Genomic DNA, 24,447 nt, shown 5'->3' with positions numbered 1-24,447 from the left:
CTCCATCGTGTATAATCTTCGCCCAATTGCAGCTCATTATTTACATACTCCTATTTTTGTTGCACACCACTGTTCCTGAAGGATACCTATGTCATTTCAAACCGGGTCATCCACTGATTCCACGGCGCCGGCGCTGTCCACGCCTGGGCCAGCCACTCGCGGCAAAGTCATTGTCGGCATGTCCGGCGGCGTCGATTCTTCTGTTTCGGCCGTTCTCCTCATGCAGCAAGGCTATGAGGTGGAAGGCCTGTTTATGAAAAACTGGGATGAGGACGACGGCACCGATTACTGTACGGCCAAAGAGGATCTTGCTGACGCGCAGGCGGTGTGCGAAAAGCTGGGCATTAAGCTGCATACCGCAAACTTTGCAGCAGAGTACTGGGATAACGTCTTTGAGCACTTTTTAGCCGAGTACAAAGCGGGCCGCACGCCTAACCCTGACATTCTGTGCAATCGGGAAATCAAGTTTAAGGTGTTTCTTGAGTACGCCGAAATGCTGGGTGCCGACAAAATCGCCACCGGCCACTATGTTCGCGAAGCGCAGCACAACGGTCGCCCTCGCCTGCTAAAAGGCCTGGATGGCAACAAAGATCAAAGCTACTTTCTGCATGCGGTGCCAGAAGCCGCCATTGCACGCACGCTGTTTCCCGTTGGCGAGCTTGAAAAGCCCGCTGTGCGCGCCATCGCTGAACAGCACGGCTTGATTACCGCCAAGAAAAAAGACTCCACCGGCATCTGCTTTATCGGCGAGCGCCGCTTTCGCGATTTCCTGCAGCAGTATCTTCCCGCGCAGCCCGGTCGTATTGAAACGCCGGAAGGCGATGTGATTGGCGAGCACATGGGGCTGATGTACTACACCCTTGGCCAGCGCCAGGGGCTAGGTATTGGCGGGCTTGCCAACTACTCAGAAGAGCCCTGGTACGTGGCGGCCAAAGATCTGGAGCGCAACGTGCTAATCGCCGTGCAGGGCAAGCATCATCCGCTGCTCTACTCCGACACGCTAGCCACCGAGGCCATGGACTGGGTGGCGGGCGAGGCGCCGGTTCAACAGGGCCGTTTTACCGCTAAAACGCGTTACCGGCAAAGTGACTGTGGCTGCGAAATACACGTTCTACCCAGCGGTGGCGTCGAGGTGACCTTCGATGACCCGCAATGGGCGGTAACGCCCGGCCAGTCACTGGTGCTTTACGATGGCGATATCTGTTTAGGCGGTGGTGTGATTTGCGCTACTTGGAAAAAAGACGCGGAGGCTGCGGCATGAACTCCACTACTCCGATTCATCGTGCGCCCGACTCTCCTGCCGTGCGCCAAGCGCTGGCCCTGGCAGGCGTATTTCAAGCCGCCAGCCTGGTCGACGAACTTGCCCGCACCGGCCAAGTCGACACGCGCGCCTGGGACACGCTCATTGAAGCCACGGTGGATACCAACCCTCCTAGCTTCGAAGCCATTTATGGCGGGCATCCCAACAATCTTCGCCGTGGCCTGGAAACCTTAGAAGCCTTGGTGGGCCGCAAACAGGCCAATCCTGTGGTGCTGCGCTACGGTTTTTCGCTGCTCATGCTGATGAATAAGCTGCGCACCAATAACGCGATGATGGATTCGCTCGGCCAAAAATTAACGCGTATTCAGGGGCAGGCCGAGCACTTCGGCACCACCCATGAAAACGTCGTTGCCAGCCTAGGCGAAGCGTATCAAGAGACGCTTTCTACCTTTAAAACCCGCATTGTGGTGCAGGGCGACCCGTCGCTGCTGCAAAGCCGCATGATGCCTGAACGCGTACGCGCCTGCTTAATGGGCGGCATCCGCTTTGGGCTATTATGGCACCAGCAAGGCGGGCGCCGCTGGAAGCTTGTGTTCCAGCGTAAAGCGCTTCGTCGCGCGCTGGACAGCCTCAGCTAGGCTGCTGAAGCCATTAACTAGCCTGCTTTTGAACCGTTTGTTTTTGAACTGTTTGTTTTTGAATAACCTGCTCTCGAACCACCTGGAAACGATGCCATGCAACTCTCCGCTTTGACCGCTCTCTCCCCCGTTGACGGCCGCTACGCTTCTAAAGCTGCCGCCCTGCGCGAACACTTCAGTGAATTCGGCCTGATCCGCGCCCGTGTGATTGTGGAAGTTCGCTGGCTACAGCGTCTGGCTGAGCAAGCTCAAATCACCGAAGTGCCGCCTCTGTCCGCTGACGCGACCGGGTTTCTTGAGCAGCTGATTACCGAGTTCTCGCTTAACGATGCCGAGCGCATCAAAGAAATCGAGCGCACCACCAATCACGATGTCAAAGCGGTTGAGTACTTCCTTAAAGAGAAGATTGCGGATCAGGCCGAGCTGCATGCGGTCACCGAGTTCATTCACTTCGCCTGCACCAGCGAAGACATCAACAACCTTTCTTATGGTGTGATGCTCAGCGACGGCCTTAAGGCCATGCTGCCCACCATGCATGAAGTGGCTGACGACATTGCCAAACTGGCCATTGCCCATGCCGCCCAGCCGATGCTGTCGCGCACCCATGGTCAAACCGCTACGCCCACAACGCTGGGTAAAGAAATGGCAAACGTGGCGTACCGTCTCAAGCGTCAGCTAAAGCAGATCGAAGCAGTGGAAATGCTGGGCAAGATCAACGGTGCCGTGGGTAACTATAACGCCCATCTGACGACCTACCCTGAAGTCGACTGGGAAGCCAACGCGCGCACCTTTGTGGAAGGTTTAGGACTGACGTTCAATCCCTACACCACTCAGATCGAGCCACACGACTACATTGCCGAGCTGTTTGATGCCATGTGCCGCTTCAACACGATCCTGATCGATTTTGATCGCGACGTATGGGGCTATATTTCACTGGGCTACTTTAAGCAGCGCACGGTTGAAGGCGAAATTGGCTCTTCCACCATGCCGCATAAAGTTAACCCGATTGATTTTGAAAACTCTGAAGGCAATCTGGGTCTCGCCAATGCGATACTTGGCCATCTTTCCCAAAAACTGCCTATTTCTCGCTGGCAGCGCGATCTAACGGACTCCACCGTACTGCGCAACCTGGGCGTAGGCCTGGCGTATGGCTTAATTGCTTACCACGCCAGCCTAAAAGGCATCAGCAAGCTAGAAGCCAACCCAGAGCGCATAGACGCCGACTTGGATAACAGCTGGGAAGTGCTCGCAGAACCGATCCAAACGGTAATGCGCCGCTACGGCATCGAAAAACCCTATGAAAAACTTAAGCAGTTAACGCGGGGCAAGCGCATTGATCAGGCCGGCTTTGCCGCGTTCATTGACTCTCTTGAGCTGCCTAATGATGTCAAAACCGAGCTGAAAGCGCTGTCACCGGCAAGCTACATTGGCAACGCCCAGGCACAGGCCGAAGCGCTGACAAAACAGCTCGGCTCCTTGTAACGCCCTTTGCTGCGACCACTTCCTTCTCCAGCACGACAGGATACGCCATGAACCATCACGATAAGCCGCTAACCCTGCTAGGCGACCTTACCGCCGCAGATTTCTTAGCCAATTATTGGCAGCAAAAACCACTGCTGATTCGTGGCGCCATGCCCGACCTTATCAGCCCCATCGAGGCCGACGAACTGGCAGGGCTTGCCTGTGAGCCTGGCGTAGAGGCTCGCCTAGTCGAGGAAGAAGGTCCGGACGGCCCTTGGCAGGTCTCTCACGGCCCCTTTGATGAAGCCACCTTTGCACGGCTGCCGGAAACTAACTGGAGCCTGCTGGTTCAAGCGGTTGATCACTACGTGCCCGCCGTTGCGGCGCTAATGGATGAGTTTGATTTTCTACCGCGCTGGCGACTCGATGACGTGATGATCAGCTACGCACCTCCTGGCGGTAACGTGGGCGCGCATATTGATCAATACGATGTCTTTTTGCTCCAGGCCAGCGGGCACCGTCGTTGGCAGCTAGGTGGCAAATTAACCGAAGATGCACCGATTATCGCCGGCATTGATCTGCGTATTCTGCAAGAATTTACCATTGAGTCCGACTCCGACTGGGTGCTTGAACCGGGCGATATGCTGTACCTTCCCCCCGGCTGGGCGCACCACGGTGTTAGTCAAAGCGATGATTGCATGACTATTTCGCTCGGCTTTCGCGCGCCCTCTGCCGACGAAGCCATCACTTCCTATGCGGACTTTTTGGGCGAACAGCTTCCCGCCTCCCAGCGCTATAGCGATGCGGGTATGGCGCCTGCGAATCTAGCCGGCGAGCTGGACGATGCAGCCATTGAGCGTATGCGTCAGCTGATTGTGTCTACACTCGATAATCCGGTGCAAGTAGCTCAATGGTTTGGCCGCGCCATGACCCAGCCAAAATATGTCGACCAAGTGGTGCCGCTTGAAACACCGCTGACCGAGGCGGCGCTTGTTGCTCAACTACAAGACGGCGAACCGCTTTATCACATGCCCGGCTCGCGCTTTGCTTGGCGCAGCGAAGCAGGCGGCACCACGCTGTTTGTCGATGGCGACAGCCACGCCTGCTCTGCTGAGCTAGCCCAGCGCTTGGCTGACGCAACCCCGCTCTACGCTGAAGACATGGAAATTGACGGCGCAGCAGCGCTGATTACGCAGCTGGTTAACACCGGTAGCCTCGGCTTTATGAGCGATGAAGGCGACGACGAGGAGTATTAATGGCGATTGCCCACGTTAGCTCTGGCGATTGGGAAACACTTGGCCCGGCTGCCAGCGAGATCCGCCGCCGGGTATTCATTGACGAGCAAAGCGTGCCACAGGAAGAGGAATGGGACGGCCTTGACCCTGAATGCCTGCACTTTCTAGCCACGCTTGACGGGCAGCCAGCAGGCACCGCTCGGCTACTGCCGGATGCGCATATTGGTCGCGTTGCCGTGCTCGCTAACGCCCGAGGCACCGGCATTGGCGTCCTGCTGATGAAGGCGGCGATAGAGGCGGCACGCCATGCGGGCCACTCTCAGGTAGCGCTTAGTGCCCAGGTTCATGCGCTGGCGTTTTATGAGCGGCTAGGCTTCGTCGCTCACGGCGATGAGTATATGGATGCGGGCATCCCACATCGCGATATGACGTTCTCACTGGCGTAACAAGCCGCCGTAATTAATCTCTAGCACTGCCTCGGCAGTGCTTTTTTATGCCTGTTTGGCAAAAAACGACTACCTAAACCCGCCACAAACCCTCCCTTCCGCTACCCCGCTGTCGTCGGGTTACAACGGCCTGTGCACCCAAGTGTCAATTGTTGAATTGAGCATACTCACCGATAGTTGTTGCACTGCAGCGTTACGGCAATGCGTTGCTAATTTGCGCAAGACCATTACGACTCAAGCCATTATTAAAGAGGGTAAGCTCATGTCAGGACTACTCGACGATATCAAAGCCATGGCCCAACTACGCGAAGCACAGGGCGGCAAATGGGAAGCCATTAAACCTGAGAATGCCGCCCGAATGCGGGCTCAAAACCGCTTTCACACCGGCATCGACATTGCTCGCTACACCGCTAAAATCATGCGTGAAGATATGGCCGCCTATGACGCTAACACTGCGCAGTACACTCAATCGCTTGGCTGCTGGCACGGTTTTATTGGCCAGCAGAAGCTTATTTCAATCAAAAAACACTTTGGTACCACTAAACGTAGCTACCTCTACCTTTCTGGTTGGATGGTCGCCGCACTGCGCTCCGAGTTCGGCCCACTGCCTGATCAGTCGATGCACGAAAAGACCTCGGTCGCGGATCTCATTGAAGAACTTTATACGTTCTTGAAACAAGCCGATGCCTGGGAACTGAACCACCTTTTTCGCGCCTTGGACGATGCTAAAGACGCGGGCGATAGTGGCGAAGAGCAGCGCCTGATCAGCAAAATTGACAATTATGAAACGCATATCGTGCCAATCATTGCCGATATCGATGCAGGCTTTGGTAACGCGGAAGCTACCTATCTTTTGGCCAAAAAATTTATCCAAGCGGGCGCCTGCTGTATCCAGTTGGAAAACCAAGTCTCTGATGAGAAGCAGTGTGGTCATCAGGACGGCAAAGTTACCGTGCCTCATGAAGACTTCCTGGCCAAAATTAACGCCGTGCGTTACGCCTTTTTAGAACTGGGTATTGATGACGGCGTGATCGTGGCGCGCACCGACTCACTGGGCGCCGGCTTGACGCAAAAAATTGCCGTTACGCATGAGCCCGGTGATCTTGGCGATCAGTACAACAGCTTCATCGACGGCGATGTGATTGAAAACGCCGCTGACATTAACAACGGCGATGTCGTCATCAAACAGAACGGCAAGCTGGTTAAACCTAAGCGGCTTGCCTCAGGCCTTTATCAGTTCAAGCCAGGCTCCGGCGAAGATCGCGTTATTCTGGACTGCATCACCAGCCTGCAAAACGGTGCCGACCTGCTGTGGATTGAAACCGAAAAGCCTCACGTTGGGCAAATTGCGAGCATGGTGAACCGTATCCGTGATGTCGTGCCGGATGCCAAGCTGGTCTACAACAACTCGCCGTCGTTTAACTGGACGCTCAACTTCCGCCAGCAGGTGTTTGACGCTTGGCAAGAAGAAGGTAAAAACGTGGCGGCGTATCAGCGTGAAAAACTGATGAGCGCCGAGTACGACGACACCGAGCTTGGCCAGCTGGCCGATGAGTGGACACGTAACTTCCAGCGTGATTCTTCTCGCGATGCGGGTATCTTCCACCACTTAATCACACTGCCGACCTACCATACAGCGGCCCTGTCTACCGACAATCTGGCGAAAGGCTACTTCGGTGATGAAGGCATGCTGGCGTACGTGAAAGGCGTACAGCGTCAAGAAATTCGGCAGGGCATTGCCACGGTTCGCCATCAGGACATGGCCGGCTCCAACATTGGCGATGACCACAAAGAGTTTTTCCACGGCGATGCCGCGCTCAAAGCCGGTGGCAAAGATAACACCATGAACCAGTTTGGCTAATGAAGGCGTCTGATGCGTTAAAATATCCAGCGAAGCTTAAACAGGAGGCCTTACGGTCTCCTGTTTGTCGTTATATTGTGGCATTTGCACACTGATTTCTTAATACGCTGTTACACTCTCGACCTAGCTATTTATAGGTTATTATTTTTCCGCACTGATCTTTTTAGATGATAGCTGGTCAAAGGTGTTAGCATCAGCTATCTTTAACGAACACTGTTCTATAACCGCAATCCATCGCTTGCTTATCCTATTGATAGCAGCTATTCAAGACAGTTATTCAAATAGATATACCCTGGAGGTTTTAATGAAACGTCTTCTTCTTCCTGTTGCCGCGATGAGCATTCTTACGCTGGCAGGCTGTGCCAATACGTCTGGCTACTCTGGCGATGTCTATCGCGGAAGCCAAGCACAAACAGGCCAAAACGTGACTTACGGCACGATCGTGGCGGTTCGTCAGGTACAGATTCAGGCTGAAAGCCGTGCGGGCGGGCTGCTGGGCACCGGCGGCGGCGCTATCATCGGCGGTCTTTTGGGCAGCCAAATTGGCGGCGGTTCAGGACGTCAGCTAGCCACCGTTGCCGGCGCACTGGGTGGTTCAGTCGCAGGCACCGCAGCGGAAGGCGGTGCTAACCGCGTAGCGGCGTTAGAAATGGAAATTCGTCGCGATGACGGCACTGACGTTGTCGTTGTACAGCGTGCAGATCATCCCTTCCAAGCAGGACAGCGTGTACGCTTGATTGGTAATGGCGGCAGCATGAGCGTTGCGCCCTACTAACGGATAATGGCTGCTATTGAAGACGCTTTTTCAATGGCCGCTTAACGTTAGTAAAAAGCCCGGCCATCATTGATGGCCGGGCTTTTTTATCGGATGCTACTAAGCGGCGTTTAAAAGTTAGCCTTGTTGCCGGCCCAGCTCACTAGCGCCGAGACGCCCCAGCCGATCAGGCCTAGCAGTATCGCCACCAGCAGCATTTCCACTGGCTGCACCAGGGTCGTTGCGCCCAGTACCGCTAGCGTGATCACCCACAGGTAACGGTTATCACCGTCGCTTTTCAAAAAACCGGGCAGTACCTTATCTAACCCCTGGCTAACGCCGTTATTCCAGCGCTGATTGACAAAATAAGCAATCAGGCAAAACGCGATAAGCCAAATAAAAAAAATCGTCATTGAGTGCTCCAAAATAATAGGGCAATGGAAAAAGTGATGGTCGTAGGGTATCCCTGGTCACCCTAACGCGCAACACCGTCTAAAGACTTGGATGGGAAAAAGCGCCTCTACCCCCCTGACAAGCCAGCTCACACGCGTTACCATATTGGGACATGCACTCCCCGAAAGGTTATTCCATGCAAATTGCGCAAAACTCGGTTGTCGCGTTCCACTACACCCTGACTAACGACGCAGGTGAAGTGTTAGACAGTTCTGAAGGCCGCGAGCCGCTTACCTATTTACACGGTTCCGGCAACATTATTCCGGGCCTTGAGAAAGAGCTAGAAGGTCGTGCAGCTGGCGAGAAGCTGAACGTTGCAGTATCTCCAGCAGAAGGCTACGGCGAGCTGCAAGAAGAGCTGATGCAAGAAGTACCTCGCGATGCCTTCCAAGGCGTTGAGAGCATTGAGCCGGGCATGCAGTTCCAAGCCCAGACTCAAGGCGGCCCGCTAATGGTTACCGTCAAGAAAATTGAAGGCGATACGGTCGTTGTTGATGGCAACCACCCGCTGGCTGGCCAGAATCTCAACTTTGACGTTGAAATCGCTGAAGTACGCGAAGCAAGCGCTGATGAAGTTGAGCACGGCCACGTGCACGGTGAAGGTGGCGTTGAGCACTAAGTGCCTCGCGATACCGATCAGAAAAAAGGTGACCTTCGGGTCACCTTTTTTTATGCCTATGATTAAGCTTTTTCTTCATCATTGGGAATCAGCATTAGCTGCCCGTGACGAACGCTTCTTGATGAAATCACTTCGGCCGCAAACTGTTTTAACGCGCTTCCCTGGCCCTTGAGCAGAGCAACTTCAAGGCAGCTGTCATGGTTGATGTGCACATGCAACGTTGAAAGCGTTAGGTGGTGATGATCATGGGAGTGACGCGTTAGACGCTTAGACAACTCCCGGGCAGCATGGTCATAAACATACACCAGCGCGCCCATACAAGGCGCATCGGGCGCAGCCTCTTCCCTCACCTGCTTTAAACCGCTGCGCGTTAAGTCGCGAATCGCTTCTGAGCGGTTCTGGTAACCGCGTTCATGCATTAGCGCATCGACTTCTGCGAGCAGTTCCTGGTCAAGCGTTACCGTTACACGCTGCATTCACGCCCCCTTTGCTGATTGACTGTTCACGTGCTGACGACACCGTTAGTATGATGTTATTGTAAAAACATCATACTAACGGCATAAAGGATCAAGCGATGGCTAAACCATTTAGGCCTATCTTACTGGGTATTGCGCTAAGTTGTTTAGCTGTCGCCGGTGGCGTACAGGCAAAAGAGCAATTAATTCTGGCGATTGGTGGAGAGCCCGAGCAAGGCTTCGACCCGCTGTTGGGCTGGGGGCAGTACGGCAATCCACTGTTTCAGTCGACGCTACTCTCACGGGGCAAAGATCTATCGCCACAGGCCGAGCTTGCCACCGCGTGGTCGCTTTCTGACGACCGGCTTACCTGGACGCTCACGCTGCGCGACGATGCCAGCTTTTCTGACGGCACGCCGCTCACCGCTGAAGACGTCGCCTATACCTTCAACACAGCGGCACGAGCAGGCGGTCGGGCCGATCTAAGCGCCCTTGAAGTAGCCACGGCGCTTGACGCCCATACCGTTACGCTACGCCTGCAGGCCCCGCGAATAACGTTTATCGACCAGCTGCTGACACTCGGCATTGTGCCCAGCGCAGAGCGCGAAAATGGCTACAGCGAGCGCTACGGCCGGCACCCTGTTGGCTCCGGGCCTTATCAACTGGTTGAATGGCAGGAAGGCGAGCAGCTGATTGTTGAACGCAACCCTTATTTCTACGGCCCCGAACCTGCCTTTGAGCGACTGGTGTTTCTATTTACCGGTGAGGACGCCGCCCTAAGCGCCGCCCATGCGGGCCAGGTAGATATCGCCTCTGCCCCCGCCGCACTGGCCGCCAATCTGCCGCCGCATATGAACCGAACGATCATGCAAAGCGTCGATAACCGCGGCATTCTTTTCCCCATGCAGCCAGCGAATGGCGAGCAAGCGGCGTCTGGTGCCCCCATTGGCAATGACGTGACCGCTGATATTGCCATTCGCCAGGCGATCAATTTAGCCGTTGATCGCGACACCCTGGTCGACGTGGCACTTCATGGGTTTGGTCGGCCGGCGTTTGGCCCAGCCGATGGCCTGCCTTGGAGCGCGGAAGAAGAGCAAATAGCAGCGCCAAATCTTGGCCTGGCCGCCGAGATACTCGACGAGGCAGGCTGGGAGCTGCGTGATGACGGCTTGCGCTATAAAGATGGCCTGCCTGCACGCTTTCGGCTCACCTATCCTTCAAGTGACACCACCCGACAGCTACTCTCGGAAGTCAGCGCCGAGATGGTTCGCCCTTTAGGCATTGACATGCAGCCCACCGGCCGCCATTGGAATGAAATTCAGCGTGAGGCGCTGCACCAGGATGCCATCATGTTTGGCTTTGGCAGCCACAGCCCGCAAGAGATTTACTATCTCTTCCACAGCCAGCACGCGGGCAACGGTTTCTATAACAGCGGTTTCTACGCCAATCCTGAGGTTGATGCCAACCTTGACGCCGCCCAAGCGGCAGAAAGCGTTGCACAAGCCAACGACTACTGGCGCGCAGCCCAGTGGGACGGCACAACAGGCTACGGCGTTCGCGGTGATGCTAGCTGGGCGTGGCTAGCCAATCTTGAGCATGTCTACTTTACCAACAGCTGTCTGGATATGGGTGAGCTGGGTATCGCCCCGCATGGGCACGGCTGGCCAATCACTAGCAATCTGCTTGAATGGCGCTGGACGTGCGACTGATTAATCGCATGGCGCAGGGGTTAGCAAAGGAATTAGCGCAGGGAATAGCCAAGCGTTTAGCGCGCCTCACACTGGTATTACTTTGCGTGGCATTGGTGTCATTTGGACTGATGATGGCTTCGCCAATTGATCCCATTGATGCCTACTTAGGCCCCCAAATGGCTCAGGTTAGCCCTGAACAGCGCGAGCTAATTGCCCAGCGCTGGGGGTTTGACGCGCCGCCTGTCGTACAGTTTAGCCACTGGCTGCGCCAACTATTGAGCGGCGACCTAGGCTGGAGCCATGTGTATAACCAGCCGGTCAGCGAAGTCATCGGCCAGCGCTTTCAGCGCTCTATTGCCCTACTCGGCGGCGCCTGGCTATTGTCAGCACTGCTAGGCTTTAGTCTGGGCGTTGTGGTAGGCGCCAAGGAGGGCTCAACGCTGGATAAGATCATCAGCACTTACGCCTATATCACCGCCTCTACCCCCGCTTTTTGGCTGGCGATACTCGCTGTGCTGCTGTTTTCGGTATTTTTGGGCTGGACACCCACTTGCTGTGCCGGCCCGACCGGCATACTGAGTCAGCAGGTATCGCTCGTTCAGCGCTTGCATCATCTCGTACTGCCAATCGCTACATTGGCACTGCTGGGCATCGCCAATATCACGCTGCACACGCGCCATCGCATGCTTGAATTTATGCACTCAGAAGTCGCCACTCACGCCTTCGCCCAAGGCGCTAGCCGACTTGACGTCGCGTGGCGACACGGCATACGCCATGCATGCTTACCTGCCATTACGCTGGCGTTTGCATCACTGGGCGAGCTGTTTGGCGGCTCTATCTTAATTGAGCAAGTGTTCGCCTACCCCGGCCTTGGCCAGGCCACGGTGGCCGCTGGCCTGCGCAGCGATATTCCGCTGCTGCTGGGCATTGCGCTGTTTACCGCTCTATTTGTCAGTATTGGCAACCTAATCGCCGATAGTCTTTACGGCGTTATCGATCCGCGCATCAAATCGGGTGGCCTATGAGCCACCACCAGCCGCGCCTGCGTGCCCTACTCAGCGTTGGCATCACCCTACTACTCATTATAGGGCTCATCGCCAGCCAGTGGCTGCTGGGTGACACTCATCAGCAGATGCAGTTTGAAGCACGGCTAGCGCCGCCGAGCCTTGATCATTGGTTTGGCACCGATGCACTAGGGCGCGAGCTGTGGGCGCGCACTCTGGCAGGGCTTTCCATTAGCTTTTGGGTAGGCTGCCTAGCAGCGCTGCTGAGCACGCTGATTGCATTAAGCCTGGCGGCATTGGCCACACTGTCTCAGCGGCTGGATGCCCTGGTCAGCCTACTGATAGATACGCTGCTTAGTGTGCCGCATCTTATTTTATTAATGCTCATCGCCTTTGCCCTTGGCGGAGGCACTCAGGCAGTGATTATCGCGGTTGCCGCCACTCACTGGCCTAGCTTAGCCCGCGTGCTGCGCGCTGAATTACTGCACTTACGCCAGGCACCCTACGTGCGCATTTCTCGTTCGCTTGGCAAGTCGCGCTGGTTTGTGCTGCATAGCCATTTACTACCTCACCTGCTACCCCACTGCCTGATCGGCGCTTTGCTGCTATTTCCTCACGCAATCTTGCACGAAGCGGCATTAACTTTTTTAGGCTTTGGCCTAAGCCCTAGCCAACCCGCCGTGGGTGTACTGTTGGCTGACGCCATGCGTTATTTAACGGGCGGCTATTGGTGGCTTGGGGTATTTCCTGGGCTAGGGCTACTCATCATGGTGCTGTGTTTTGAGCGCCTGGGCAGCAATCTACGGCGAGCGCTATAGCGCTTTTTAAGCAACGGCTGATAAGAGGCTTGCCATGTTAACCATTGAACAGCTATCGCTACGCCTGCCCCACTACGGCACCGGTTATAAAGCCTGGTGGAAGCGTAGCTGGTCGATCTGCTTAGATAATCTATCGCTGCACTTTTCGGCAGGTGAGGTACATGCCGTGGTAGGCGCATCGGGCGCCGGAAAGAGCCTGTTGGCGTATGCCATTATGGGGCTGTTGCCAGCATCGGCACGGCTCAACGGCCAGCTTTGCTATCAAGGCCAACGCCTCGACAAACAAAGCCAGCAAACGCTGCGCGGCCGTGAGCTAGCGCTCATCCCGCAATCGCTGAACGCCCTGGACCCGCTGGTACGCATCCAGCGCCAAGTGGCCTGGGCGGCCGAGCGCGCAGGCCAGCCCTCAGGGGGCGCCCGGCAATCCGCACGGCAAGCGTTGGATCACTATCAGCTAGATACTCGCGCTCAGCAGGCCTACGCCCATGAGCTTTCAGGAGGCATGGCACGCCGCGTTCTAACGGCCATGGCCCACGTTAGCCAGGCGCAGCTGGTGATTGCCGATGAGCCTACCGTGGGCCTTGACCCCCATCAGCGCCAGCGCGTACTGGCAGCGCTAAGAGACTTGGCAGATCAAGGCAAAACCGTCATTTTAATCACTCATGATCTTCGCCACGCCCTACCGATTGCCGACCGCGTCACTATTATGCGCAGCGGCAAGCTGATCGAAACCGCTCCGGCTCACGCCTTTCAAGACACCGGCAGCACGCTCACCAACGCCTATTCCCAAGCGCTGTGGCTAGCGTTGCCAGACAATGCGTTTACGCTCCCCAAGCCTTGCGTGGATTCTATCGCCGACAACGCCACCATCATCAAGGCACAGCAGGAGATCAGCATTGCTTAGAGCGCATCAGCTTAGCTTTCACTTTGCAGCCGGGGCGCCGCTGCTGCAGAACGTTTCCCTAGCGATAAGCGCTGGACAGTGGGTAGGACTAAGCGGCGACTCTGGGGCGGGCAAATCAACGCTAGGAAAACTGCTGGCAGGCTATTTAACCCCGCGCGAGGGCGCTGTCAGCCTAGACGACGCGGCACTTCCCAAAAGCGGCGTGCAGCCCGTGCAGTGGCTGCCGCAATCGCCGGAGCTTGCGGTTAATCCGCGCTGGCGGGTGGCTAAAATACTACGTGAAGCCTGGACGCCCTCCGAGGCGCAGTGCCAAGCGTTTGGCGTGCAGGCACGCTGGCTATCGCGCTTTACCCACGCGCTTTCCGGAGGCGAGTTACAGCGGGTTTGCGTGCTACGCGCCCTGGCACCAGGGGTGCGCTTTTTGGTTGCCGATGAAATCTCGACCATGCTCGACCCCATCACTCAGGTTGAGCTTTGGCAGTCTTTAAAGCAGGAGGCGGAAAAACGCCGACTTGGCGTGCTGGTGATTAGCCACGATACCGCGCTACTGAAACGGCTATGCACGCAGCATTATCACTTAAGCAATGCCCAGCTTACGCGCATCAACTAGCGGCCTGGCGGCGTTCGAAACGCCATAGACCAAAGGCAATCGTCAGCGTAATGCTCAGCAGTAGCCATGACCCGACGGCAACGCCTAACCAGCCGGCCCAGCGCCAGAACGGCTCTAGCCAGAAACCACCCAGGCTTGCCCCCGTATAATAGAACACCAGATACAGCGCCGAGGCACTGCCGCGGGCTCCCTGGGCATAGCGCCCCACCCAGCTAGAGGCCAATGAGTGAGTTAAGAAAAAGCCAAAGGCATTAACGCTTAGCCCAACGATGATCAGCACCAGTGATTCCGACAGCGTGATGGCAGTACCCAGCATCAAAATCATCACCCCCACCATCATGCACGCCGCGGGTGAAAAGCGCCCGGCTAGACGTCCTGACATCATGGAGCCAAAAGTGCCTCCCAGGTAGGTTAAGAAAATCAGACCCAGGCCGCTGGCCGCCAGCGTGTAGGGCTCGTCGGCCAATCGAAAGGTGATATAGCTGTATTGATTAATAAAGATTAAAAAGTTGATGCCACCCAAGCAATAGGCAGCGAGCAGTATCGGGCTACGCAAATGTCCCAGTAGATCACTTGCCGCTTTACGCAGCTCAAAACGCTGGGGTACAAACGCGCGACTGTTAGGCAGCAGGCGCCAAAATACCACGCAGCCAACCAGGGTAATGAGGCCTACGGCCAAAAACGCAGCGGTAGGGCCGCCTATCTCAGCGGCGGCACCGCCTACAATTCGCCCGCTAATACCGCCGAGCGAATTAGCGCCGATATAAAGCCCCACGGCACTTAGCAGCGCAGGTTTTTCAAACTCATCACCCATCCAGGCAATCGCCACCGCTGGCAATCCGCCCAGCACAAAGCCCTGCACTAAGCGCAGCAGTAGCAAGCTTTCAAAAGTAGGCGCGAAGGCCAAAGCAAGGGAGCAGCCGCCTGCCAGCAGCAAAGTAATGCGCATAATGCTTTCGCGGCCAATAGCATCTGAAAGCGGCCCGAAGACCAGCAGTGCCAAGGCAAGAGAAAGCGTCGAGACCGACATGAGTAGGCTAACACCGAGGGTAGAGACGCCGTAAGTCTCTTTTAACCCTGGCAACAGCGGTTGGGGCGCGTATAAATTGATAAAAACGAGAAAAGAACCCAGGCAAAGCGCCAAGGTAGCGCGCCACCAGGCGCGCGTTTTGGCTTCAATCATGCCATTCCTAAAGTAAAAGGCGTTTTGCGACTAGAAATTACTGCCTAACTGAGCCAAATGGGTCGGCTCCAGCGCCCGGCGTGCCTGCCAGTAGTAACGCTGCCAGTAACTATTATCCAAGCTGGAAATAATTACCCCTTTTGACGTTGAGGCATGGAGAAAATAACCATCGCCTACGTAAATACCCACATGGTTATAGCGGCCCGGGGGACTGAAGAACACCAGATCGCCCGCCTGTAGTTGTTGGCGGTCGATCGGGCGTCCCTCGTGTACTTGACCACGGGTGGAACGCGGCAGTTCTAAATTGAAAGTGTCTCGGTAAACATTGCGAACCAGGGCCGAGCAGTCAATGCCTCTTTCTGACGTGCCGCCAATCCGGTAGGGCGTTCCGGCCCATCGCTGGTGCTGTGCCAGAAGTGCCTCGCGAATAACCGTTGGTGGCGGAACTTGCTGACTAAGCAGTTGAGCATTGATAGGGTCAATCGGCGACATTTGCGGATTGGCCCCTATTCCCGGCAACGACATAGAGAAGTAGTTCTCAGGTGCTTGCATGTTGCTCTGTCGAGCAGATCCTGCACAGCCAGCCACCAATGTAACTAAAAAACAAACACTTGCAACACGGACAGCGGTCACAGCGGGGCGTGGCAACGCAACCATGCGATTAACCTCAAGACATGTATAGGAGTGTGGTATAACAAAATTAAATTTTTCAACGCACGACTATAAGCTAGTTATCATATGTTTGGCGAGCATCAATGTAAGGTGCGTTGATCGCCCGGCAACGTATCGATATGTAAGGGTGCAAAATGGCGCGGTTTATTACCCGGAAAATCCAGGCTCACCCACGGCCCTGCCAGAACAGGCGCACCGCAAACCCAGGCCACTAACGCCTGACGAAAACCAGCTAAAAAGCTTTCTCGTTCAGGGGTTTCGCCCATAAAAAACGAGAAACCTGCGTACATACCCTTCGCGTATTCCTGCCAGCCAGCGTAATGGTTTGCGGCCAGCTGGTAGGCTCGATCCAGCACCGTCGCAAAGGCTTGGCCATCGAGCCAACCAAGCTGTCGGGCGGCAATCGCCAAGTCGACCAGCTGAGCAATATCCCACGCCGCCATATCAACATCATTACAGCTATCTTCATTGTCGCGAACGCGGCGTAAGCGCAGCAAATGATGGCGCTCATCTTCAGCGCAGTCGCCAGATTCCAAAATGGCGATTTCTGCGTCCAGCCGCTCAGGGTTCAGCGTGTAGGGCGCGTAGTTAATCTGGTATTCCTGACGATCGCCAGACTCCAACATATAGGCCAGAAACTCTTGCATATCGTCAGCGCTGTTCAAATGGTAGTGGCTATCCACCCACTCGCGGATTTCAGCACACTCGCGCACGCTCTCAGGCTGAGGTTCGCTCCACACGGCGCTGTTCAGCGGCCCTACCAGCGACATCGCAGTGAAGTGACTTAAGGTGGGGCGATTGCCCGGCTCGCACCATGCATCGTGGCGCCAGTCCAGCCAGTGAAACAGGCTGCCGGGGTCTTCAATGTGCCAAATAATTTCATTGATTAGCGAGGCGTGCTCAGGCTCTGGCAGGCAGCTTTCCCAGGCAAACCATGCTTCTAGCAAACGCTTTGCATTGGGATAAAAACGACACAGGCAGCTGCGCAATTCGCTGGCATACGCCATTAAAGGCTCGCGCTCTAATAGCCCGCTATCCAGCGACATGTGCAGGTAGAAAGCGAACTTTTCGGCCATGTGAATAGTCGCCGCATGGCGACTGACACCCTTAACCGCATTGCGCTGTTTAAGCTCTTCTGGGGTCGGCTGCCCAAACCAGCTTTGCGACGGTGGCAGCACGCCATGGACGGCATCGGCGGCTAGCTGATTAAGATGATGCGCCTGCGCCGGTAGCCAGTAGCGCGCTAACGCACCGGCCCCCTCATCGGCATGAAGATCTAACGACTCCTGTAAATACAGCGCCGCATCGGCGCGCTGCTCTTCGGCAAGCGCGGCGGACGGATCTATCTGACGCAGCATGACATCCGGTTCGCGAACGCCTGCCAGCGCCAAAAGCCAGTGATGAGAGGTATTACGCCACTGACGAATGCGAGCTTGAGAAGCCTTGCGCGTCGGTTCATCTAATAGTTTGTTGGGCGCAGCCTGCCACGGGCTATCGGCGCTATGAAGCAGCAACTGATATCGTTCGCTAGGCGTTTTGTCGCGCCGATCAATACCGTCAAAAAGGCTCTGCCCTCGCCCGTAGGCATCCACAAGTGCCTGCCAGTCAGAATAGCGGGCGCTAATTAAATCGGCGGCGTGACCCGCCAAGTCATCGGCTTCATCCTGACTAAGCCAGCCACAGCAGGCGCCCGCCCAGGCGAGCTCCACCAACCGTAACCAGTCCCAGGCCGCCCATTCTAATGGCTCGGCTTGGGTGACAAACTGGTTCAACACCGGCGCATAGGGTGATTCTTCTACCACGCTGCGCTGCCATTCCATGCGCTGAGCATTATCCATGCCCAATAGCTCACGCGCTTCGATATCCCAGCGCTGACGCTCGCCCTGCGCGCCGAGCCAAAGCATCGCCCCGAGCAGTGCATCACGATCACGCACATCCCACACCTGGGCCAGCCACTCGGTGGCATCAGGCCAGTCCGTTTGACTAGCAGGATAGGCAATAATCGGCCGAAATAATGCGCATAGTCGCCAGCTTTGCGCCTGAGGCTGCTGAGGCCATAGCGGCGCCGGCGCCGGGCATTGGCTTAAGGCGCTTTCAAGCGAGCCCCACCTAATGCCTTCGCCGCTAGTTTCAAGATTCGCCAATGTCTGGCAGGCATCCATAAAGCGGTCGTCGGCGCCAAACTCCCAGCCTCGTGCGCCTAGCGAACGGCGCAGGTCGGCCAGCCACGCGCGTAAATCGCTGTAGTCACTCATGATACGACGCGTTAAATGATGCGCCCAGGCTTGCGCCTGGCTGGGCTCAAGCCAGCCCGCGGCGCCCGCCAGAGCGGCCCACTCCAGGCCGCCAAGCAAACGGTCGGCCCGACCCGCAGGGGCGCCTAGGCCGTGGAATAGCTGTTCGGCCAGCTCTCCACGGCCTGTAATCCCTAATTGCAGCAGGCGCTGCTCCGCCGCTCCTGCATCGACCGCCAGCGGATGAGAAGTAACCGCCCAATCGCACAGCAAAAGCTGCTGGGCCCACCAGGCATTTAACGCGTCGGTCAAGAGGCACCTCGAGAAAGCACAATGTCGCCAGCAAATAGCTGGAATAAAGCCGCTTAGTGTAACGGAAAGTGGCGCAAACACCGAGAGTCAGAGGCGCTCGCAGGTAGAGGTAGGCGTAAAACAACACCGCCCGGCACGGGGCCAGGCGGTTGTCATGAGGCTAGTCGCTCAATAGTTAAGATTTTTTCACTTTGCTTATCACCCACAGGAGCAGCACAGCACCAACGGTCGCGGTCACCAAAGAACCTATGATATTACCAGAAAATAGCCCAAGGAGGCCAAAGAGCATACGGCCAATTAACGCACCTACAATACCGACACCGATATTACCCAGGATGCCGAAGCCGCCGCCGCGCATGATATTGCCAGCAATCCAGCCAGCTAAACCACCAATAATCAACGCTCCAATAATAGAGCCCATAGAGCCTCCTTACTATTTCAATGATGGGTTTTACCTGCGTATTTGAATAGGCGTTTTACCTACTAATCACGCTTGTTCTACCATAGCATATAGCGTTACTTTTCGGCGCTATAGACATAGATGCTTAGCAACTTTTAAAGGAAAATTCATGATTCCCGACTCGCTCAAACAGCTGCTTAACAGCACACAGGGCCAACAAACGGCTCAGTGGGAAGGCCGCGACGTGATACTCTTCAATATGCTTTGGGGCGAGTTGGTGATCAGCCTACAGGGCGCTCACGTACTGCATTTTCGTCCCCAGGGAGACACCGATTGGCTATGGCTGACGCCCACGCCGCAAGCGTTACCAGGCGCAATACGGGGCGGCATTCCTGTCTGCTGGCCGTGGTTTGCCGACGAACGCTATGCCGATGAAAGCCCTAATCATGATGGCCCTTTTCATGGCCTCGCACGCCACGCCGACTGGCACTTAGACGCCGTTGACGAGCATGCTGAAGGCATTGAAGTGCATCTTTCTCCGCAGCAGCGCCTGCATACTCAGCTCACCGCACGACTGGTCGTTCAAGCCAATGCCCAGCGACTCAACGTTGAGCTCATTAGTGAGAACATTGGCGAAACGCCGGTCAAAACGAGCGCCGCACTGCACACTTACCTAGCCGTTGCCGACGTCCATCAGTGCCGCCTGGAAGGCCTTTCCGGAGCACGCTATCTCGATAAGCTGCGCGACTTTGCCGAAAGTGAGCAGCAAGGCACGCTGGCGGTTCAGGGTGCAGTAGACCGCATTTACCATACCAACGCAGCGGTGTTGCTAAACGACGGTGAGCGCAGCCTGCGCATTAGCAAGCAGTCGAGCGATTCAACCGTCGTATGGCACCCTAATAACGATCTTCCCAGCGACACACCCGCCGACGCGGCACGTCATTTTATCTGTGTCGAAGCCGCCAATACGCGCCTGGATCCTGTTTGGCTCGTGCCCGCTGCCCAGCATCTGCTAGGTACCACTCTGAGCCGCGGTTAATCGCCCGTTCATCAATGCGTTGCTACGCTAGCTAAACACGGTTATAAGCCTAGGCATCGTTAATCTAGACAGGGCTACTCTACACAGGGCTAATCTGTGCCAGCGCTATGATTGACCACATAGCGCATACTGCTACTAACGAGTGCCGCAATAGCCAAGGGTTTTAACGGCGAGCGGCAGAGTCAACATAGGAAAGCAACATAAAAGGGATCGATAGGATGCGCCAACCGTTAAGTCGCGAATTAAGCAATTTGCTAGAGCGGGGGCGCGATCGCCAGCTGCGCTTAGCGGTTACGGGCCTCTCGCAAGCGGGTAAAACTGCTTTTTTGACCTCACTGGTCAATCAGCTGCGCCATGCCGGTGTCGAAGCGCGCCTTGACCTACTGCCTGCCGCCCGTGAAGGCCGTCTACTCGGCGCACAGCGGCTTAATCAGCCCGACCTAGGCGTGCCCCGCTTTCCCTACGACCCAGGTATGGCCGCTCTACGCGATACGCCGCCGCGCTGGCCGGAAGCAACCCGCGGCATCAGCGAGCTACGCTTGCAACTGCGCTACCGCCCTGCCCGCAGCGGCTGGCTTACCCCTGAGATTGCCCACCTCACTCTGGATCTTTTTGACTATCCCGGTGAGTGGCTACTGGATTTGCCACTGCTACAGCATGACTTTTATAGCTGGAGCCAAGCACAGGCAATGCACGAAGGCGAACAGCGCCGCGGCCTATTTAGCGAGTGGCTGACAGCCGTGGCCTCGCTCGACCCGGCCAGCGAAGCCGATGAAGCCCAGCTCGCCACGCTCGCTGAGGAATACGCGCAAGGATTGCGGCGCGCCAAGCAGGCCGGCTTTTCTGATCTTCAGCCAGGGCGCTTCTTGCTGCCGGGTGAGTTAGAAGGCGCCCCGGTGCTGCAGTTTTTCCCCCTACCGCAGCTAAGCGACTCCAAAGAGGCGCTGGAAGCATTGCCAGCCAACAGCCTCTACGCCACGCTGGCGGCGCGTTTTCGCTACTATCAACAGCAGGTAGTGAAGCCCTTTTACCGCGATCACTTTCGCCGCTTTGATCGCCAAATCGTACTAGTGGATGTGCTAGGCGCGCTCAACGCCGGGCCTGAACGGTTTGAAGATCTTTCCCGCGCGCTGCGCCAGCTAATGCACAGCTTTGATTACGGCAAGCGAAGCCTGCTGACGCGCCTATTCGCACCAAGAATTGATCGTTTAGCGATTGCGGCGACCAAGGCCGATCACGTCACACCCGATCAGCACGGGCACGTGGTGCAGCTGCTTGAAGCTCTGTTGGCAGAGCCGCTGAAAGATCTCCGCTTCGCCAACGTGCCGGTTAAAGCGCTTTCGCTCGCCTCGATACGCGCCACAGAAGCACGCGAAGTGACTCACGAAGGAAAGCGTTCGCCGGCACTTCGCGGCACGACGCTAGAAGGCGAAGACGTGCTGGTTTATCCCGGCGATGTGCCTACCCGACTCCCCACCGCCGACTTCTGGCACCAGCAGGGCTTCGACTTCCCCGGCTTTCGGCCGATGCAAACCACCTCAGAAGCGCTGGATCATATTCGCATGGACGCCGCCATTGACTGGCTGATTGGAGACAAACTGACATGACCACCCCTCAGCCACGCCGTCACTTCACGCTGGATGACGCGCCGGAAGATGATGCCGAAGTAGCGGCCACCTTACGACAGCGTGAAGCCTTCACTGGCACCAGCGAGCATCATCCGCTGGCGCCGCTTGCAGAAGATAAAGCGCTGCCTGCCGCCAGCCTGGGCGCTCCGCGCAAGCGCCGCTGGGGGCTACTTTTTGCCCTAGTGGGCGGTGCAGGCCTAGGCACGGCAGAGCTGGTCACCGGCATTCCAGACGCGCTGGCACAGTCTCAGTGGCTAGCCATTGCGTGGCAGCTATTTGGCATTAGCCTGATTGGCTTAGGCAGTCTTTCACTGCTCAAAGAACTGGGTCGTTTGCACCGCTTAAAACGTCACGACAAACTGCGCGGCGACCTTGCGGAGCTGCCCTTGCGCTCACCTCAGCAGGCGCTTGCCATGGCGGCACAGCTTAAACGCCAGCTCAAGCTCGCCGACGATGACCCACACTGGCTGGCCTTCCAGCGCGCCAGCCAACCGCATCATAGCGGTGAAGAAATTCAAACGCTGCTGCGCTATCACCTGCTGGTGCCAAGAGACCGTGAAGCCCAGCGCTTGATTACACGCATGTCGGGTGAAACCGCCATTATGGTGGCGATCAGCCCGCTGACACTCGTGGATATGGCGCTGGTGGCCTGGCGCAGCTTAGCGATGGTCGATCGCTTATGCCGCCTTTACGGGCTTGAGCTAGGCTATGCCAGCCGCCTGCGGCTGTTTCGCAACGTACTGCATAACATGGCCTTTGCCGGCGCCAGTGAACTGGCCACCGACGCCAGCATGGACATGCTTTCGCTCGATTTAGCCGGGCGCCTTTCTGCCCGAGCCGGGCAAGGGCTCGCCACTGGGCTGCTGAGCGCACGCTTAGGGCTTCGCGCTCAACGCCTTTGCCGCCCGGTTCCCTTCACGGCCGATGAGCAGCCGAAGCTCGCCGACTTACGCCAAGATCTTTGGCGGCAAATTAAGCGCCTCGATAAAGAAACCGTGCCGCAGAGCCGCTGATTAGGCACACGCCGGCCAACCCAACTCGCAAACAAGTTGGATTCAACGTTCTTTAGTCTCATGATGTGTTTTTTATATGGCATGCGCCAATGAGGAACAATTGGTTATGAGCAATCCCAATGAGCCGGATTCGCCCCCGGCATCAACCGACATGCAAACCGACTATGTCGTTGGTCAGGACAATATTAAGGGGCAGTTTGGCCCTATCGGCTTCGACATTCATAACCGCGTCTTTGTGGTATCGGCATTGTCCTCGGCCATTTTCATCATACTCACGCTGCTGTTTCCAGAACGAGCGGCCAGTATTTTCCAGTCCATAGTCGCATTCTCGACAGGCACGCTGGACTGGTATTTCATGATTTTGGTCGATTTCTTTATTGTATTTTGCCTAGCGCTGGTAGTTCTACCTTATGGATCAGTCAGACTGGGCGGTGCGGATGCACGCCCCGATCACAGCTACCTCTCCTGGTTCGCACTGCTGTTTACGGCAGGCATTGGCATTGGCTTGCTGTTTTTTGGCGTGCTGGAGCCGGTTTACCATGCCAACGTTTCCCTGCCCCTGGGCATTGAGTCACCGTTCGGTGCCAATGGCGAGCTGAATCCCGAAGCGGTTGCGGACGCTAGCGCTATGGGCCTTGCAGGAACCTATCTCCACTGGGGTATACACGGCTGGGCAGTTTACGTGGTGATGGCGCTAGGGCTGGGCCTATTTACCTATAACAAGGGTCTACCCTTCTCGATTCGCTCGGTATTTTTTCCAATTTTGGGTGACCGCGTCTGGGGCTGGTGGGGCCATGTGATCGATATCCTGGCGGTGTTTTCTACCTTATTTGGGTTGGCTACATCGCTTGGGCTAGGGGCGCAGCAGGCTAATGCGGGGATGAACTTCGTCTTTGGCCTGGAAGTAAACACTACGACCCAGGTCATTGTCATCGTACTGGTCACGGCAGCGGCTCTGATCTCGGTCTGGCGTGGACTTGAGGGTGGCGTTAAGAAGCTCTCCGAAATCAATATGGTGCTGGCAGTTCTGTTCTTCTTTTTCGTTCTGTTTGCTGGCCCAACCTTGCTGTCCTTAACAGGATTCTGGTCGGGACTCACCACCTATGTTACTGAATTTCTGCCGTTATCAGCGCCCTTTGGTCGTGATGATGATGCCTATCGCCAGGCCTGGACAATCTTCTACTGGGCCTGGTGGATCAGCTGGGCACCTTTCGTCGGTATGTTTATTGCCCGTGTATCGAAGGGTCGTACGGTGCGCGAATTCATACTTTGTGTACTGCTGGTTCCCAGCATGTTTATCTTTATCTGGATGGGTGTATTTGGCTCAACCGCGCTTGAACAGCTTTATGCTGACCCGGCAACCAGCCTAGTCAAAGAGTACGTGATCGACAATTACAGACCCGAGCTTTCGCTGTTCGGCATGCTTAATGAGCTACCCTTGACAGGCCTGATGTCGACGCTTGGCATTATTCTGGCGCTGATTTTCTTTATAACATCGTCAGATTCAGGTTCTCTGGTAATTGATACCATCACCGCCGGTGGCAAAATTGATGCTCCCCGCCCGCAGCGGATGTTCTGGGCCATCATTGAAGGTCTCATCGCGATTGTGCTGCTTATCGGCGGCGGTCTGACCGCACTTCAGGCAGGCGTCACCGCGACGGCCATACCTTTCTCCGTCGTTATGCTGCTGATGTGTTACTCAATCATCAAAGCGCTTAATAGCGAACTGCGGCTTATACGTTCCTGAAAGAACATC

General features: G+C 56.2%; 23 protein-coding genes. 17 read left to right on the top strand and 6 right to left on the bottom strand.

From position 1 onward, the window contains the following. The first annotated feature begins 88 nt into the window (after positions 1 to 88). From mnmA to KUO20_RS04715, 7 genes are all read left to right on the top strand, one after another. The gene (gene mnmA, locus KUO20_RS04745; protein ID WP_273543303.1) at positions 89 to 1,261 is read left to right on the top strand and encodes a tRNA 2-thiouridine(34) synthase MnmA; all 1,173 of its coding nucleotides are present in this window, start codon (positions 89 to 91) and stop codon (positions 1,259 to 1,261) included. After that, positions 1,258 to 1,899, top strand: coding sequence for a high frequency lysogenization protein HflD (gene hflD / locus KUO20_RS04740; protein ID WP_235041752.1), 642 nt, complete (start codon positions 1,258 to 1,260; stop codon positions 1,897 to 1,899). The genes mnmA and hflD overlap by 4 nt, the downstream gene beginning before the upstream one ends. Before the next feature lie 96 nt (positions 1,900 to 1,995). Then, entirely contained in the window at positions 1,996 to 3,381 is a 1,386-nt protein-coding gene (gene purB / locus KUO20_RS04735) for an adenylosuccinate lyase (RefSeq protein ID WP_235041751.1), read from the top strand. A 47-nt stretch (positions 3,382 to 3,428) separates the two neighbouring features. Continuing rightward, positions 3,429 to 4,616, top strand: coding sequence for a cupin domain-containing protein (locus KUO20_RS04730; RefSeq protein WP_235041750.1), 1,188 nt, complete (start codon positions 3,429 to 3,431; stop codon positions 4,614 to 4,616). Continuing rightward, on the top strand, positions 4,616 to 5,041 hold the full coding sequence (locus KUO20_RS04725) for a GNAT family N-acetyltransferase (RefSeq protein ID WP_235041749.1): 426 nt from the start codon (positions 4,616 to 4,618) through the stop codon (positions 5,039 to 5,041). Before KUO20_RS04730 ends, KUO20_RS04725 begins: the two co-directional genes overlap by 1 nt. Positions 5,042 to 5,303: 262 nt before the next feature. Then, positions 5,304 to 6,902: an isocitrate lyase gene (locus KUO20_RS04720; RefSeq protein ID WP_235041748.1), complete on the top strand. Its 1,599-nt coding sequence runs from the start codon at positions 5,304 to 5,306 to the stop codon at positions 6,900 to 6,902. Between the two features lie 304 nt (positions 6,903 to 7,206). Continuing rightward, on the top strand, positions 7,207 to 7,677 hold the full coding sequence (locus KUO20_RS04715; protein WP_235041747.1) for an outer membrane lipoprotein: 471 nt from the start codon (positions 7,207 to 7,209) through the stop codon (positions 7,675 to 7,677). 110 nt (positions 7,678 to 7,787) lie between these two features. Here the strand turns inward: KUO20_RS04715 and KUO20_RS04710 are convergent, their stop codons facing one another. Beyond that, on the bottom strand, positions 7,788 to 8,069 hold the full coding sequence (locus tag KUO20_RS04710) for a hypothetical protein (protein WP_235041746.1): 282 nt from the start codon (positions 8,067 to 8,069) through the stop codon (positions 7,788 to 7,790). A gap of 176 nt (positions 8,070 to 8,245) precedes the next feature. Between KUO20_RS04710 and KUO20_RS04705 the strand changes: the two genes are divergently transcribed. Beyond that, a complete protein-coding gene (locus tag KUO20_RS04705) occupies positions 8,246 to 8,728 on the top strand; it encodes an FKBP-type peptidyl-prolyl cis-trans isomerase (RefSeq protein ID WP_235041745.1) in 483 nt (160 codons plus the stop codon). A gap of 62 nt (positions 8,729 to 8,790) precedes the next feature. Here the strand turns inward: KUO20_RS04705 and nikR are convergent, their stop codons facing one another. Continuing rightward, positions 8,791 to 9,204 carry a nickel-responsive transcriptional regulator NikR gene (nikR, locus tag KUO20_RS04700; RefSeq protein ID WP_235041744.1) on the bottom strand — a complete coding sequence of 138 codons (414 nt, stop codon included), beginning with the start codon at positions 9,202 to 9,204 and terminating at the stop codon, positions 8,791 to 8,793. A 98-nt stretch (positions 9,205 to 9,302) separates the two neighbouring features. On the opposite strand from nikR, the gene KUO20_RS04695 reads away from it, so the two are divergent. From KUO20_RS04695 to KUO20_RS04675, 5 genes are read left to right on the top strand one after another with little or no spacing between them, the layout of a single operon-like run. Further along, on the top strand, positions 9,303 to 10,892 hold the full coding sequence (locus tag KUO20_RS04695) for an ABC transporter substrate-binding protein (protein ID WP_235041743.1): 1,590 nt from the start codon (positions 9,303 to 9,305) through the stop codon (positions 10,890 to 10,892). A gap of 8 nt (positions 10,893 to 10,900) precedes the next feature. Beyond that, complete coding sequence (locus KUO20_RS04690; protein WP_235042420.1) at positions 10,901 to 11,899, top strand: ABC transporter permease; 999 nt, start codon at positions 10,901 to 10,903, stop codon at positions 11,897 to 11,899. After that, a complete protein-coding gene (locus KUO20_RS04685) occupies positions 11,896 to 12,696 on the top strand; it encodes an ABC transporter permease (protein ID WP_235041742.1) in 801 nt (266 codons plus the stop codon). The genes KUO20_RS04690 and KUO20_RS04685 overlap by 4 nt, the downstream gene beginning before the upstream one ends. A 34-nt stretch (positions 12,697 to 12,730) precedes the next feature. Continuing rightward, positions 12,731 to 13,600 carry an ATP-binding cassette domain-containing protein gene (locus KUO20_RS04680; protein WP_235041741.1) on the top strand — a complete coding sequence of 290 codons (870 nt, stop codon included), beginning with the start codon at positions 12,731 to 12,733 and terminating at the stop codon, positions 13,598 to 13,600. Continuing rightward, positions 13,593 to 14,210, top strand: a complete 618-nt coding sequence (locus KUO20_RS04675; protein WP_235041740.1) for an ABC transporter ATP-binding protein — start codon at positions 13,593 to 13,595, stop codon at positions 14,208 to 14,210. Before KUO20_RS04680 ends, KUO20_RS04675 begins: the two co-directional genes overlap by 8 nt. Here the strand turns inward: KUO20_RS04675 and KUO20_RS04670 are convergent. The 4 genes from KUO20_RS04670 to KUO20_RS04655 form a co-directional block, all read right to left on the bottom strand. Continuing rightward, a complete protein-coding gene (locus tag KUO20_RS04670) occupies positions 14,203 to 15,393 on the bottom strand; it encodes an MFS transporter (protein WP_235041739.1) in 1,191 nt (396 codons plus the stop codon). The genes KUO20_RS04675 and KUO20_RS04670 overlap by 8 nt on opposite strands. A gap of 30 nt (positions 15,394 to 15,423) precedes the next feature. Then, the gene (locus KUO20_RS04665; RefSeq protein ID WP_235041738.1) at positions 15,424 to 15,945 is read right to left on the bottom strand and encodes a C40 family peptidase; all 522 of its coding nucleotides are present in this window, start codon (positions 15,943 to 15,945) and stop codon (positions 15,424 to 15,426) included. 200 nt (positions 15,946 to 16,145) lie between these two features. Further along, positions 16,146 to 18,611 carry a DUF1266 domain-containing protein gene (locus KUO20_RS04660; RefSeq protein ID WP_235041737.1) on the bottom strand — a complete coding sequence of 822 codons (2,466 nt, stop codon included), beginning with the start codon at positions 18,609 to 18,611 and terminating at the stop codon, positions 16,146 to 16,148. A gap of 175 nt (positions 18,612 to 18,786) precedes the next feature. Further along, the gene (locus KUO20_RS04655; protein ID WP_235041736.1) at positions 18,787 to 19,032 is read right to left on the bottom strand and encodes a GlsB/YeaQ/YmgE family stress response membrane protein; all 246 of its coding nucleotides are present in this window, start codon (positions 19,030 to 19,032) and stop codon (positions 18,787 to 18,789) included. A 148-nt stretch (positions 19,033 to 19,180) separates the two neighbouring features. Here KUO20_RS04655 and KUO20_RS04650 point away from each other — a divergent pair, with 148 nt between their 5' ends. From KUO20_RS04650 to KUO20_RS04635, 4 genes are all read left to right on the top strand, one after another. Next, complete coding sequence (locus KUO20_RS04650; protein WP_235041735.1) at positions 19,181 to 20,050, top strand: D-hexose-6-phosphate mutarotase; 870 nt, start codon at positions 19,181 to 19,183, stop codon at positions 20,048 to 20,050. A gap of 218 nt (positions 20,051 to 20,268) precedes the next feature. Next, positions 20,269 to 21,657, top strand: coding sequence for a YcjX family GTP-binding protein (locus tag KUO20_RS04645; RefSeq protein WP_235041734.1), 1,389 nt, complete (start codon positions 20,269 to 20,271; stop codon positions 21,655 to 21,657). Continuing rightward, entirely contained in the window at positions 21,654 to 22,691 is a 1,038-nt protein-coding gene (locus KUO20_RS04640; protein WP_235041733.1) for a YcjF family protein, read from the top strand. The genes KUO20_RS04645 and KUO20_RS04640 overlap by 4 nt, the downstream gene beginning before the upstream one ends. A 106-nt stretch (positions 22,692 to 22,797) precedes the next feature. Then, a complete protein-coding gene (locus tag KUO20_RS04635; protein ID WP_235041732.1) occupies positions 22,798 to 24,438 on the top strand; it encodes a BCCT family transporter in 1,641 nt (546 codons plus the stop codon). The last annotated feature ends 9 nt before the right edge of the window (positions 24,439 to 24,447 follow it).

Origin of the sequence: Vreelandella profundi, from assembly GCF_019722725.1 — a bacterium.
GTDB lineage: Bacteria > Pseudomonadota > Gammaproteobacteria > Pseudomonadales > Halomonadaceae > Vreelandella > Vreelandella profundi.
Note: the sequence above shows the minus strand (reverse complement) of the source record. Positions and strands in the feature narration are given on the sequence as shown.